This window comes from Cellulomonas sp. (assembly GCF_965229465.1).
Taxonomy (GTDB): domain Bacteria; phylum Actinomycetota; class Actinomycetes; order Actinomycetales; family Cellulomonadaceae; genus Cellulomonas.
The window spans coordinates 1,393,416-1,407,135 of the sequence record NZ_OZ245882.1; the positions used below are offsets into that span (position 1 = coordinate 1,393,416).

General features: G+C 70.2%; 11 protein-coding genes, 1 tRNA gene and 1 pseudogene. 9 read left to right on the forward strand and 4 right to left on the reverse strand.

Annotation, left to right across the window (positions count from 1 at the left end; genetic code table 11):
- Window positions 1-954: 954 nt before the first annotated feature.
- From ACO06A_RS06605 to ACO06A_RS06615, 3 genes and pseudogenes are all read left to right on the forward strand, one after another.
- Window positions 955-1,179 (forward strand): annotated as a pseudogene (locus tag ACO06A_RS06605) (NucA/NucB deoxyribonuclease domain-containing protein); the annotation flags it as partial.
- On the forward strand, window positions 1,176-1,724 hold the full coding sequence (locus tag ACO06A_RS06610) for a hypothetical protein (RefSeq protein WP_421735235.1): 549 nt from the start codon (window positions 1,176-1,178) through the stop codon (window positions 1,722-1,724). The pseudogene ACO06A_RS06605 and the gene ACO06A_RS06610, both read left to right, overlap by 4 nt.
- A 97-nt stretch (window positions 1,725-1,821) precedes the next feature.
- The gene (locus tag ACO06A_RS06615; RefSeq protein WP_421735236.1) at window positions 1,822-2,076 is read left to right on the forward strand and encodes a hypothetical protein; all 255 of its coding nucleotides are present in this window, start codon (window positions 1,822-1,824) and stop codon (window positions 2,074-2,076) included.
- 732 nt (window positions 2,077-2,808) lie between these two features.
- Here ACO06A_RS06615 and ACO06A_RS06620 read toward each other — a convergent pair.
- Entirely contained in the window at window positions 2,809-3,930 is a 1,122-nt protein-coding gene (locus tag ACO06A_RS06620; protein WP_421735237.1) for a PIN domain-containing protein, read from the reverse strand.
- Window positions 3,931-4,292: 362 nt separating this feature from the next.
- Between ACO06A_RS06620 and ACO06A_RS06625 the strand changes: the two genes are divergently transcribed.
- Window positions 4,293-5,549, forward strand: a complete 1,257-nt coding sequence (locus ACO06A_RS06625; protein WP_421735238.1) for a hypothetical protein — start codon at window positions 4,293-4,295, stop codon at window positions 5,547-5,549.
- A 277-nt stretch (window positions 5,550-5,826) separates the two neighbouring features.
- Entirely contained in the window at window positions 5,827-6,210 is a 384-nt protein-coding gene (locus ACO06A_RS06630; protein ID WP_421735239.1) for a tyrosine-type recombinase/integrase, read from the forward strand.
- 64 nt (window positions 6,211-6,274) lie between these two features.
- On the opposite strand, the gene ACO06A_RS06635 is transcribed toward ACO06A_RS06630, so the two are convergent.
- A tRNA-Ser gene (locus ACO06A_RS06635) sits at window positions 6,275-6,364 on the reverse strand.
- Window positions 6,365-6,461: 97 nt separating this feature from the next.
- Between ACO06A_RS06635 and ACO06A_RS06640 the strand changes: the two genes are divergently transcribed.
- The gene (locus ACO06A_RS06640; RefSeq protein WP_421736027.1) at window positions 6,462-7,298 is read left to right on the forward strand and encodes an NAD-dependent protein deacetylase; all 837 of its coding nucleotides are present in this window, start codon (window positions 6,462-6,464) and stop codon (window positions 7,296-7,298) included.
- Here the strand turns inward: ACO06A_RS06640 and ACO06A_RS06645 are convergent.
- Window positions 7,286-7,765: a nucleoside deaminase gene (locus ACO06A_RS06645; RefSeq protein WP_421735240.1), complete on the reverse strand. Its 480-nt coding sequence runs from the start codon at window positions 7,763-7,765 to the stop codon at window positions 7,286-7,288. The genes ACO06A_RS06640 and ACO06A_RS06645 overlap by 13 nt on opposite strands.
- Window positions 7,766-7,805: 40 nt before the next feature.
- On the opposite strand from ACO06A_RS06645, the gene upp reads away from it, so the two are divergent.
- From upp to ACO06A_RS06660, 3 genes are all read left to right on the forward strand, one after another.
- Entirely contained in the window at window positions 7,806-8,441 is a 636-nt protein-coding gene (gene upp / locus ACO06A_RS06650; protein ID WP_175349365.1) for a uracil phosphoribosyltransferase, read from the forward strand.
- A gap of 191 nt (window positions 8,442-8,632) precedes the next feature.
- On the forward strand, window positions 8,633-8,899 hold the full coding sequence (locus tag ACO06A_RS06655; RefSeq protein ID WP_421735241.1) for a hypothetical protein: 267 nt from the start codon (window positions 8,633-8,635) through the stop codon (window positions 8,897-8,899).
- A 50-nt stretch (window positions 8,900-8,949) separates the two neighbouring features.
- On the forward strand, window positions 8,950-9,615 hold the full coding sequence (locus ACO06A_RS06660) for an SDR family oxidoreductase (RefSeq protein ID WP_421735242.1): 666 nt from the start codon (window positions 8,950-8,952) through the stop codon (window positions 9,613-9,615).
- 6 nt (window positions 9,616-9,621) lie between these two features.
- Here ACO06A_RS06660 and ACO06A_RS06665 read toward each other — a convergent pair whose 3' ends face one another.
- Complete coding sequence (locus ACO06A_RS06665; RefSeq protein WP_421735243.1) at window positions 9,622-13,575, reverse strand: sigma-70 family RNA polymerase sigma factor; 3,954 nt, start codon at window positions 13,573-13,575, stop codon at window positions 9,622-9,624.
- Window positions 13,576-13,720 lie beyond the last annotated feature (145 nt).

Below are 13,720 nucleotides of genomic sequence, written 5' to 3' on the forward strand. Positions count from 1 at the left end.
GCCCCACTTGCGCAGAATCACGCGGGTGGGGCCCTTCGGCTGGCGGTCGCGGTGGGCTTGGGTTGCTTGTCTTGCACGAGGTTGGTCCAGTTCGACGATCTCGCACCTGACCTGGTCGAGCACCCGGTCCACTCCATGTAACGCGTTGGACGGTTTCGGACCCGGTTGGACTGCAAAGAGGAGAGCAATCGGCGACCTCGTTGTCGAGCTGCAGCCTGGTTCGGAGATCGCAGCAAGGTGCTCTCAGTACGATCTCGAGCGGCCCATACCTATCCCCCGACACCTACATCACCCTGGAGAACGCCCCATGCCATCGGTGCAAGTCGCAGGTGTGCTGGTCACCCTTGCGTTCGGTCTCCTGATCGCACTCGCATGGGTCGTTGCTTGGCGGGCCCGTCCGGCGCCTTCTGCGGCTCGATTCGTAGTTGCGACTCTGGCCACGGTGGCCATTCTCGTCGCGGCGGGCTGGGCTCTAGCTCCGCGAACCGTCTCGGACGGTGACCGGACCTACACCTGTCTGGATGGGCCCGCATTAGGTGCCACCGCCGCCGCGGGGGACAGCGCGCGATGTCTGCAGGTCAACAGAGAAATGCTTGCGGTGAGCCTCGCTCTCGGCGCGGTCGCCGTAGGCGCGGGGGCGGCAACTCTCGCCTGGTTGACGCGACGAGAGACTGTTCAGTCTGCCGCGGCGCGCACCACATAGGACGTGTCGGGCCGGCGAGCCTCAGTGGCAGTGGCACATCGAGGCATCGGACCGATAGCGGAGCACAAGAGGCTGTCGGAGGTCCGGGTCAGGGGTGGCGCAGCCATCACGCAGTGACGCCGTAGGCGCCCTTGACGGGGAGTGGAGACGGCCGGATGCTCAGCGGTAGGTGCGAGGCCGGGCGTCAGGACGGTGCAAGAGCGCGGTGAAAGCAGGCGGTTCCGGGGAGACTCGGGGCCGCCTTCGTCGACGAGTACCCCTTCCGGTCCACCCTCGAAGGCGGCATCGGCTCGAGCCTTCGACTAATCCCTGGACCGGACAACACGCTGGAAGGGTCCCAGTTGAACGCCTTCTACGGAGCGTGCGACCTGAGCATCGCGCCGCTCGGCAGCCCGAATCGGAAGTTCCTCGTGATCCCACTTCCCGCGTCATTCTTGCCCACAGTCTACCTTTGCGGAAACAAGAGGACGTCATGACAACGCTAAAGTCGGCAATGCTTCGCCTCGATCGCGCTCGGCAGGCGCTTGGGTACGAACCGATGAGCGAAGGTTTACCATCCGAGACGGTGCGGGACATGCTAGAAAAGGCGGGCCTGACACCACACGCGGACATTGTCGACTGGTACTCGCACTACGGATCCGGTCAACTCATTTACGACAATTGGGTAGGTGAGCTGGATTTCGTGCTCAACCGAATGTGGGATCGAGCCCTGATAGTCAAGGACGTTACGCGACCATCGCCCGAACTTGATGGGATGATCAACTGGCTGCCCATCGCTACGGGGGAAGGCGGAGCCACGGCAATCTGGTGCCGCCCCTGTGCAGGATTTCCGTCCGTCGTGCACCTAGACGAGGTCTTCGATCTCGTACCGCCAAGCCCCTCCGCCATTACGCTCGCCGCTGTCGTGACGACGTGGGCCATCCGCTGTGAGCGAGGCTTCTACGGCAAGAATCCGTATAGCGGCGAACCTTGGTTCGAGCTTGGCGCGCCGCAGGACGCACTACTCGCCGTAGGATTGTAGATATTCGACTCCTCCCCACAAGTGGGTAGGAGATTGGGGGCCTCAAGGCAATACGACTGGTAGGCCTCACCGCGCTCGGCGATTCGACGCTCAGAGTATGAGGCCCGGGCAAGGTCAATCTGTCCCGCACCCCGACGACGGTGGGGTCGACGTCACACCGAACGACTTCCGCCGGACGGTAGCGACCCAGGTCGCGCGGGGCAGCACGCTCGCGAACGCGACGGCACAACTCGGGCACGCCGACGAGAGCACCACGGCACGGCACTACGTGCAGCGATTCCATGTCGCCCCCGACCTGCGCGTCGTCATCGACCCGCCCCTGGCCCAGGCGTCGGATGAGGCCCCGGAATGAGGCAATGGGGAGCCAAAGCGGAGCAGCGGGAACGACGAAGGACCCCACATCCGCGTGTTCATGCGGGTGGGGCCCTTCGACTGGCGGTAGCGGTGGGCTTGGGTCGCTTGTCTTTGACGGGGTTGGCTGGGTCCGACGATCTCGCATCTGACCTGGTCGAACATCAGTTGTTGCCGTGTAACGCGTTGTACGGTTTCGGACCCGGTTGGACGTCAAAGAGGAGTGCAATCGGCGACCTCTCAGCGGTGGGAACACTTCGAGGCGCTGTACCGATAGCGGAGCACAAGAGGGTGTCGGAGGTCCGGGTCAGGGGTGGCGTAGCCATCACGGAGTGACGCCGTAGGCGCCCTTGACGCGGAGTGGAGACGGCCGGATGCTCGGCGGTCGGTGCGGGGCCGGGCGTCAGGACGGTGCAAGAGCGCGGTGGAAGCAGGCGGTTCCGGGGACGATTCGGGGCCGCCTTCGTCGTGCCTGTGGTCGGCTAGAGGGGTGGGGTGCGCGCAGCGAGCTTGCGAGCGGAGCGCGGGGCCCCGCCCCGGAGGCCGACCCGCGCGGCGGAGCCGCGCGCTTGAGTCAGTAAGGAAAGTTCTCACGAACTCACCAGCTGATGTCGGATCCCCGCGACCGACTAAGCGACAACCCGCGCAGGTGGCGCAATCCGCTCATGTGTGTCGATGTCGCGTACGTCGATGAGGGGTCGAGCGCGAAGCTCCCATCAGGCGTCTTCGCGATCTACATTTCTTCGACCCCATCCACGCGCAGGACGATGTCACCGACCGTGGTCTCGGCGAAGTCCGCGCTCAGAGTGAACCTGACGCGATGCGACTCGATCGCGCGGAAACTGTGGCGGTTCCAGTCTTCGAAGTACGAGAAGGTGTCGTCGTCCAGCGCGATCAGCTCGCCCTTGTCGATGAAGCCCTCGATTGTGGCGTCGGCTTCGACGATGACGCGGATTGTCATCTCGCCGTCATCGCTGGTCCGCAAGACCTCGAACGCGATCGAGCCGTTGTCAGGGTCGATATCGTTGAAGGCCGTGTCGGCGAGAGGCGTCATGATCGGGACGCTGTACAGGCCGTTGCCGTCGTAGACGCCTACCGTTGATGCCAGTTCACTGCCGACCAGGCACGAGAGGGTCTCATCGACAAGATCGGCCACCGTCTTTGGCGTGAGCGACCCTTCTACGACGCGGAGCGACTCAACGAGCTTCGCGACCTGCTCGTGCTCCAACAGAGCCGTCAAGTCCTGGACTAGATCGAAGCGCTGATGCGGCCGGAGCTCGTCGCGCAGATGGGTGTGAAGGGTTCTCCCCTTGCCGGCACAGAAGTCCTTGTGGTTGTTTGTCATAAATACGACGAGAGTGTCAGCCCCTTCAAGCTTGTCGCACAGGTCTCGGATGGTCTCCCAGATCAGCGCGTCACGGAAGCCCTTGCCGTTCTCATCGAACGGCTTCCGGATGTCGAGATCCCGGGCGAGCAGATCCGACACCGGGACGTCCGGGCAGGTCGGGGTCTCGACCAAGCGCTCTTCGAAGAAAGCGGTCATCGCCGCGTGAAATGTCGTTCTGTCCGCAGGGGGCTGTGGGTCCAACCCCAATGGCGTCGATCTCACCGAGACACCGATCGCGGTGGAATCGCTCGCGACGCCCCTGAAGCCACTGATGGCGTTGCGGAGACGTGACCATCCGTCAGCGACCTCCTTAGCACCCTGCCGGGCCAACTCCTGCACGACGACGTCCGGGACGACGAGCCGAACGCAGCCCATCCTGGCCAGCGCGGCAGCGGTCTTAAAGTCCGCGCCGGTCAGCGACTTCAGTCCGTGCAACGCGTTGGCGTCGACAACAACGACAGGCTTCACCGAGCTCCACCCGTCGTACTGCCGCAACTCCTTCTCGACGTCAGAGACGTGGGTGTAGAACTCGTCGTCCCTGGATGTCTTCGCGTGCTTGAGGCGCCGCTGCTTCGTACGACAGCCATCTACAGTCCCATTCGTCCGACCCGGATTGCACCGGTCGCTGGTGCGCGGTACCGGGTCAGGCTAGCGAGCAGATGCCGGATAACTTGGGACCGTCCGCGCCGCCGGCCGACGCGGGACCGCGTGCTCTTCAGTCGCGCCGACCGGTGAGATCGGCGACTACGGTTTGCCCGTCGACGCCCCTTGGTCTGCTCAGCCCCAAGGAAGCTGACCCAACTCCCAATCAACGATTGAGGCTGTAAAACATGGATGATCAGTCCGTAACTCAGAGCGGCGGCGGCCCGGCATCGGGCACTCACACACCAAGCCCCCAAGAAGCGGCTGGACAGACTCGAACGACAGCGGAACCGGGCGAAGTTGAGGCGCGGCGGAAGCGCCTCAAGGCTGACACCATTCCGGCCGGAACGCCGCAGTCGCAGGTCTGGCCGCTCGTCCGCGTCTGCGAAGCGCTCGGGCTCAAACTCATTGCCCCAGAAGCGGCATGGCCCGGTTACCGCAAGGTGGTCCACCTCGACGGCGAGCGGAGCATCTACATCAATCCGACGAACGCTGATGTCCGCTCGAGCCCGGCTGAGATCGCAGCCTGGCAGAAAGCCGGCCTCGGCACGGTACGGCCCGACAACGACCGATACCTACGCGTGAAGCTAGACGCTGCCCTGCTGGAGGACGAGCTGGTCCGGGGACCTGAGAGCGCGTCGCGATTCGAGGTGGACGTCGATGACATGCTTCGGGACCTGATCGGCGTCCAGCTCACCACGATCAGCGGACGACCGAACCGGATCCTGGGTGTCCGACCACCGGTCATCGTCGTGGCGACCGACCGCTCGCCGGGCGGCTCACCTGTACCGATCGCCGACGTGGCACGGGCGCTCGAGATCCTGAACAGCGAGGGGTCCGTCGAGATCATTCCGGATGCCATCGGCTACAGAAGCGCGTTCGTCGGCGCGGTGCTCAAGCAGCTGCCCGACACACGCGTCGACGGTACATCTCCACCGAGGATCGTCCACGACCCGCACCAGGACAACGACCAGGACTTACCCGAGGACTTGACCTCGCAACTGCCTGCGCCGAGCCCGTTCCAGGGCGACCTCGATCGTCCGGTTACAGCGCGGCAGCGCCGAGAGCAACGCAAGCTCCGCAGCACCCTTCTCGCCGGACGGGACGAAGCGCCGTGCGCGCTGTGCGGAGAGATCTATCCGCCGCGGTTCCTGTGGGCGTCGCACATTAAGCGACGCTCTGCCGCGACCCAGGACGAAGCACGCGACCTCCCGCACGTCGCGATGCTCGCGTGCATCTTTGGATGCGACGCGCTCTTCGAAGACGGCTACATCGCCGTGCAGGACGGAGCTCTCGTTGGAACGGGCCACGTGGATGATGAGTCGGCCATCGGCCGACGCGTCCGAGCCCTGGAAGGTCGGCACATCGGAGGGTGGCAGCAGAGCGCTCGCTACTTCGAGTGGCACCACGAGAATGTCTTCCGGTCCTCTTCACCCGTCATCTAGGGCGCGTCTCCAAAGTCGAGCGGCTGACACACGGGCGGTGACGAGGAGCCCGGCATGGCGTTGACGCTTCCCTGAGCTGCGCGGCTTGGGGACGATGGTCGCTCTGATCGCCCCGGGGAGGCCGATGGGCGAGAAGCGCAAGTACGGGCAGTTCACGCCGGCGGAGCATCGCGCTACTGGCCGCAGATGCTGGGGACCGGTCTGCGGATCCGTTCTCGTCGATGAACCCCTGGGGTGCCTGACGGCGACGCCATTGACCACTTAAGAACCAACCTCAGTGAGCCGAGCCGAGTTGCCGGGCAACCTGGGCGGCGAAGGCAGGGTCCTCGTGGATGCGGGCCACGACGTCGTCGGCGATCTTGTTCACGTCGAGGGGTCCGGTGTACTCGACCTCGAGCCTCGGCGGGTACTGCGTGAAGCTCAAGAGGGCATCGGTGTGGACGTCACGCCGCACGACTTCCGCCGGACGGTCGCCACCCAGGTCGCCAACAGCACGACTCTGAGCAACGCCACGGCTCTACTCGGGCATGCCGACGAGAGCACCACGGCGCGGCACTACGTGCAGCGGGTTCACGTCGCGCCAGACCTGCGTGTGGTCATCGATCGGCTGATCCAGCAGACGACAACAGACGTCGACTCCGGGAGCCAAAGTGGCGAGTAAATGGCGAGTGGAGAACGACGAAGGACCCCACATCCGCGTGTTCATGCGGGTGGGGCCCTTCGGCTGGCGGTAGCGGTGGGATTTGAACCCACGGTGGACTTTCACCCACACACGCTTTCGAGGCGTGCTCCTTAGGCCGCTCGGACACGCTACCTCGGGGAGAACGGTACCTGGTCGGGTGCCCCTCCCACGAATCCGGCATCGGTCCGTCGTACCGTGGACCGGTGAGCACCGCGCACGACGCCGTCCCGATGACCGCCGGATCCCTGGCGGACGTCGTCGAGGTGCTCGCAGGCCACCGGCTCGCGGCGCTCACGGGAGCGGGCGTGTCGACGGACTCGGGGATCCCCGACTACCGCGGCCCCGACTCCCCGCCGCGCACGCCGATGACGTTCCAGCAGTTCACGTCCGACGAGGCGTTCCGCCGGCACTACTGGGCCCGCAACCACGTGGGCTGGCGGCACGTGCACCGGACCATGCCCAACGCGGGCCACCGCGCGCTGGCCGCCCTGGAGCACCGCGGGGTGGTCACCGGGCTGATCACGCAGAACGTGGACCTGCTGCACGAGGCTGCGGGGTCCCGGCACGTGATCGACCTGCACGGCCGGTACGACCGGGTGCGGTGCCTGTCGTGCGGCATCGTGATCTCCCGCGCGGAGCTGGCCGACCGCCTGGACACGCTGAACCCCGGGTTCACGGCGGCGGTCGCGGATATCGAGATCGCGCCCGACGCCGACGCCGTCATCGAGCAGACCAGCCACTTCATCGTCGCGGCGTGCAGCGCGTGCGGCGGGATGCTCAAGCCCGACATCGTCTACTTCGGCGAGAACGTGCCGCGGGAGCGGGTGGAGCGGGCGTACGCGCTGGTCGACGCCGCCGACGCGCTGCTCGTCGCCGGGTCCTCGCTGACCGTGCAGTCGGGGCTGCGGTTCGTGCGGCACGCCGCGCAGACGGGCAAGCCGGTGGTCGTCGTGAACCGGGGCGCCACCCGCGGGGACAAGTACGCGGCGGTGACGCTCGACGCGGGGACGTCGGAGACGCTCACGGACCTGGCCGAGACGCTGCCGACGCCCGCTCAGTCGCGCTGAGCCTCGAAGAACCGCTGGAGCAGCAGGCCGCACTCCTCGGCGCGCACTCCCCCGACCACCTCGACACGGTGGTTCAGCCGCCGGTCGCGCACCACGTCCCACTGCGACCCGCACGCCCCCGCCTTCGGGTCCCACGCACCGAGCACCAGCCGCGGGATGCGCGCGAGCACGGTGGCGCCGGCGCACATGAGGCAGGGCTCGAGCGTGACGACGAGCGTGCAGTCGTCCAGCCGCCACCGCCCGAGCGTCTCGGACGCGGCCCTCAGGGCAAGGATCTCCGCGTGCCCCGTGGGGTCGGCGCGCGCCTCCCGCACGTTGCGTCCCCGTCCGACGATGTCGCCAGAAGGTCCGACGACGACGGCACCCACCGGGACGTCGTGCGCGAGGACCGCGCGGCGCGCTTCGTCGAGCGCGAGGCCCATCGCCCAGGCGTCGGCCGTCTGCTCCGGACGGCGGGGGTCGATCATGGGGGCATCATCGCGCACGCGACGCCGGTAGGTTGAGCCCATGCGCCTGCACGTCGCGGACCACCCCCTGGTCGCCCACAAGCTCACCGTCCTGCGCGACGTCCACACCGCGTCGCCCACCTTCCGACTGCTGGTCGACGAGCTGGTCACGCTCCTCGCCTACGAGGCGACCCGGGAGGTGCACGTCGAGTCCGTCGACATCGTCACCCCGGTGACCGCCACGACCGGCGTCAAGCTGGCCGACCCGCGCCCGCTGGTCGTGCCGATCCTGCGCGCCGGCCTGGGCATGCTCGACGGCATGACCCGCCTGCTGCCCACCGCCGAGGTCGGTTTCCTGGGCATGCAGCGCGACGAGGAGACCCTCGAGGCGATCACCTACGCCAACCGGCTCCCGGACGACCTGTCGGGCCGCCAGTGCTTCCTGCTCGACCCCATGCTGGCCACCGGCGGCACGCTGGTGGCGGCGATCGACTTCCTGCTGGCGCGCGGCGCCCGCGACGTCACGGCGGTGTGCCTCCTGGCCGCCCCGGAGGGTCTGGCCGTGGTCGAGGCGGCGGTCGGTGACCGGGCCGACGTGTCCATCGTCGTCGCGGCCGTCGACGAGCGCCTGAACGACAAGGCGTACATCGTCCCCGGGCTCGGGGACGCGGGCGACCGGTTGTACGGCGTCGTCTGAGCTGTCCAAGCCCTGGGATACCGGCGAATCTCCCTTGGTGACCACGAGCGGGCGTGCGACAGTCGCCCCATGACCACGTCTGCGCTGCGCCCCGTCGCCGCGTATCCGTGCGCGTGTCCTCGGTCCTGATCCCCCAGGCCCTGACCCCAGCGCGGCCCGACCAGCCGCGCACGCGCACCCGGAGACGTCCCATGGCACTACCCACCCCGTTGCCCCGCCCCCAACCCGGCCTGCTCCTGTACGTGAGCCTGCCCGAGGGGTCCGGCCGCGCGCCCGGCGACCTGGCCGAGGTGGCCGAGGTGCTGCGCGAGTTCGCCACCGAGATGCTGCCGGGCGCCGACACCTACACCGCCCTGTCGCTCGCCCCCGCGGGCTCTGACGACGTGCACCGGCTGGGTGACCGGCTCAGCCACCTGCGGCTCCTCGACGTCCTCGCCGACGCGGGGGACGTCGGCTGAGGACGCTCCCCCGGTCGCAGGTCGGGGCACCTGTCCTTACCGTGGACGGCATGCGCATCGCGATCGCAGGGGGCCACGGACAGATCGCGCGACTCCTGTCCCGCGAGCTCAGTGCGCGTGGCGACGTCCCGGTGGCGCTGGTCAGGCAGCTCGCGCACGTCGACGACGTCGCCGCGGACGGTGCGGAGGCGGTGGTCCTCGACCTCGAGCGCGCCAACGCGCTCGACGTGGCCGAGGCGATCGCCGGGGCGGACGCCGTCGTGTTCGCGGCCGGTGCCGGACCGGGCAGCGGCGTCGCCCGCAAGGACACCGTGGACCGCGCCGCGGTGGCCCTGCTGGCCGACGGGGCCGAGCACGCGGGTGTGCGCCGCTACGTCCTGATCTCGTCGATGGGAGCCGGCGCGCCGCCGCCCGACGGGACCGACGAGGTGTTCGCCGCGTACCTCGTCGCCAAGCGTGCCGCCGAGGTCAACCTGCGCACGCGCGACCTCGACTGGACGATCCTGCGCCCCGGAGCGCTCACGGACGAGCGACCGACGGGCGCTGTCCGGCTCGACGCCACGGTCCCCCGCGGTTCCGTCCCCCGCGCCGACGTCGCCGCGGTGCTGGTGGCGCTCCTGCACGAGACGCGGTCGGCGGGACTGACCCTCGAGCTGGTCGGGGGCGCCGTGCCGGTCGACGCCGCCGTCGCAGCGGTCACCGCTCGCACGGGCTGAGCGCGGTCAGCCTGCCGACGGTGCGGACCGCAGGGTGATCGCACCGATGAGGTACTGGTCGCCCGCCGTCGTGCCGCGCAGCGAGCTCACGTCGCACGCGAGCTTGACCTCGCGGAACGCCTTGGCGTCGGTGCCCAGCGAGTTGGCGGCACGCCACCCGGTCGCGGTGGAGTCGAACGCGTTGCTGTCGGAGCCGCTCGACCCGCCCCACCGGGTGGGGACGAGAGGCCGCGTGACCGCCGCACCGGAGCCGGACCCCAGGCAGGTGTCGCCTAGCAGGAGCCGGTCCCCCGTGCCGGTCCGGTCGCCCTCCCACGCCACGACGCCGATCCGAGCGGTGGTCCCCGCTTCCGCCGCGAACTCGAACGCGGGCGGCGAGGACGCGGTGCCGATCCACTGACCGCCGTCGTACACGGTCACCGACGCGTCCGACCCGGGGTCGGAGAACACGACGACCAGCGACCAGCCCGCGTAGTACGTCCGGTCCTTGTCGGTGGAGCCCGTGCCGACGGCGACGTCCGCCACCGACCAGTCGCCCGGGCCGCCGCGTGCGACGAGGTCCGTCACGTCCGCGAACGACTGGTAGTACTGCCGGTTGCTGGCGTCGGTCGGCTGGGAGACCGGGTCACCCGAGACCTTCACATACGTCCCGCCCGGGCCGCGCAGACGCGCGCTGCGCAGGTCGGTGCTCCAGTCGTCGCCGCCACCGCGGTTGGCGGACCAGTACAGGCCGGCGAAGACGATGTCGCGGCCGGCCGGGACGTCGAGCCGCGCGGTCGAGGACACCGGCACCGCGCTGCGCGGTGACTTCGGTGCGAGCGGCGCCTCGTCGAGGGCCACCATGGCGAACGCGTTGTTGTCGCGGTCGCCGTTCGTCTGCGCGGAGGCGCACTCGGGCACGGTCGCACCGCAGGTCAGCAGCGGGGCGCCGATCTCGGTGACGTCGGCGCCGGCGAAGGAGTCGCGCGCGGTCAGCCCGGCCGACGAGGTCTGCACCGCCTCGTCCGCCCGCACGTCCGCCGCCCCTGGTGCGGAGACCACGACGGTCGCGTCACCCTTCGCACTCCCGGCCCACCGCACGTTGACCAGCACCTGCACCGAGGTGCCGGCCGGAACGGTCTCCAGCTGGCACGTCACGGTGCGGCGGTTCGGGGACGCCGTGCACCCGGCGGTCTGCGGACCCGGGTCGTCGAGCGCCGCCTTCAGGTGGACGGGCAGGGTCAGCGTGGCGACCGGCGTGGCCGCGTCGGCGACCGACGAGCTCACGGTGAACCACGCCGTCCCCGTGCCGTCCGGGCGCAGCCGGACGTGCGGGTCGTAGCCGTCGAGACCGAGCACGGGGCCCAGCACCTCCACCGCCACGACGAGGGGGGTGGCCGGGTCGGCGTCGGGGGCCTGCGCCGACACCGTGACCGCCTCACCCACGGGGAACGCGCCCGGCACGGCCTCCACCGCGAGCGGCAGGTCCACCGTGGCGCCGGGGTCGATCCGGGCGAGGGTGCACACCACGGTCGTGCCGTCACCCGGGCAGCTCCAGTCGCCGCCGGTCACGGCCGGCCGCCCGAAGCCGAGCGTGCCGGGCCGGGTCACCGTGACCTGGACGTTCTCGGCGGGCAGGTCGCCGGTGTTCGAGATGCTCACCGGCACCGACGCGGGGCTGCCCAGCGCGACGGCGGCCGAGCCGGGTCCGTTGACGGTCAGCGCCGCCGGCCGTTGCAGCGAGAACGGCACGGTGACGGTCTCCGACGTGAGGCGTCCGCTCGGGGCGAGCTGGAGGACGAGCGAGCGGTCGGTGACCACGTCCGCCCCACCCGCGCTCAGGAGCAGCGAGAGTGGCGAGTCCGCCCGGGGGCCGACCACACCGGGGACGCAGGTCATCGGTCGGGCGCCGGTACAGCTCCAGGGGGACCCGGGCGCCGGGGCCCCGGAGACGCCGGCCGGCAGGAACACGGACACCGAGCCTGCGCCGGCGGCGAGGCCCGTGCCGCCCACGTTCGCGACCGGGAGGTCGAGCTGCCGGGTCCGACCGGTCACCAGCGGGATCGTGCCCGGTGCGGTGCGCAGGGTCAGGCGGGCCGGTGACGCGGCGATGAGCAGCCGGATGGGCGGCGCGACGTACTCGATGCCGGTGCCCAGCACCCGCAGACCGATCTCCCCGTCCGAGCGGTCGAACGACTCGTCGATCGAGACGCGCAGGAGCAGGCTCGACGTCGACCTCGGGGGCAGCGCGTCGAGCGTGCAGCGCGCGATGTTCGTCCCGCCCCCGACGACGCAGACCCACCCCGCGGAGGACGGCGCTGCGAAGCGTCCTGCCGAGAGCCCGGTCAAGGCCGCGGCCGCCACGCCGTCGAGCGTGACCCCCTCCGGCAGGGTGACCTCGGCCACGAGGTCCGTCGCCGTGGTCCCGCCGTTGTTGCGGACGACGACGGCGAGCTCCTGTCCACCCAGACCCGCCTCGAGCGCGAGGCCTCCGGTGGGCAGCTCGACCCCGACGTCCGCGGGGGTCGCGGAGAGCGGCTCTGCGGGCTCGACCGGGTCGGTCGGCGGCGTGGTGTCGGCGGGGTCGGCCGGCGCCTCGGCCGTCAGCGACGAGTCGGGGTCCACCGCCTCCTCGTCGTCGTCGAGGACGATCTCGTCGGGCAGCAGCTCCGTCGGTTCCGGCGTCGGCACGTCCGTGGGCCGTGACGACGGGGCGTCGCCGGCCGTGGACGTCGGCTCGGGCGTCGGGGTGCTCGGGGTGGCGCTCGGGGAGGTGGTCGGCGCCGTGGCCGTGCTGCCCTCCGGCGAGCTGAGCAGGGTGGCGACGCTGATGGCGGCCACGGCCGCGAGCGCGACGCTGCCCACCGTGATCGCTGCGGCGCCGAGCGGGATCGAGGCCAGGAACGCCGCGACGCCTCCGGCCGCCGCCGCGCCGCCCGCGGCCCCGGCTCCGACCACGCCGACCGCCCCGGTCGCGGCGGCACCTGCTCCGACGCTCCCGGTCGACGCGACCGTCGCGGTGGCGCCACCGGCCCCTGCCGCACCACCGACCCCGGCGCCGCCGGCTCCCGCCGTACCGGCTCCCGCACCACCGGCTCCGGCCGTACCCGCTCCCGCGGTCCCGGCGCTCACACCGGCCGCAGCAGCCGCACCCGCCGCGAGCCCGCCGCCCACCGGCAGGAGCACGCCGAGAGCGCCGAGGCCGACCACGCCGAGCACCAGCGGCGCGATGACCGCGCGCATGCCGTGGTTGACGTCGCCCAGCTCCAGCAGCAGCCCGCGACAGGTCCCGCAGTCCTCGAGGTGCGCCTCCACCTGGCCGGTCTCGCGCGTGCCGAGCCCTCCGCGGACGTAGGCGCCGAGCTTCCCGGCGACCGAGCGGCACCCCTCGTCGAGCGGGTCCTGGAGGTGCTGCTGGAGATAGGCCTGACGCAGACCCTCGCGCGCGCGGTACGCGAGCGCCGCGACGCCGTTGGCGGTCAGCCCCAGGACGGGGGCGATCTCCGCGGGGCTCAGCCCTTCGACCTCGGTGTGCCAGAGCACGGCCTGCCACCGCTCGGGCAGCGTGTGGAAGGCACGCGCGACGACGCCCCGCTCGAACCCGGCCAGCGCGGGCTCGTCGGCGGTGCCCGCCCACGCCGTGCCGGCCTCGAGGACCGCGAGGTCGTCCGTCGGCTGCACGCGACGGGCCTTCTCCCGACGTACCGCCGCCACGCGACGCACGACGGTGAACAGGTAGGCACGGAACGCCGACTCGGGCCCGTTGCCGCGCTGGAGGGCCCCGAAGACGGCGGCGAACGAGTCGGCGACGACGTCGTCGGCGTCGGCCGGGGAGTCCGTGTACTGCCGCGCAACCACCCAGGCAGCGCCCGCGTGCCGCTCGTAGAGCGCGCCGATGGCACCCGCATCGCCGGAGCGTGCGGAGAGGATCAGCTCCGCGTCCCCCGTGACGCCGCTGTCCAGCTGCGTGCTTGCTGACACGAACGGCTCCCATCAGCTTTCAACGTCCGACCGCACAGACTGCCATATGCGTCGTTTCTACATAAGCGGAGACGATCCCGGCGGGTGAAAAACTTCCGGAGTGGCGTCACGCCCGACAGGTGTCGGCCTCTCATCCGGCGTGACG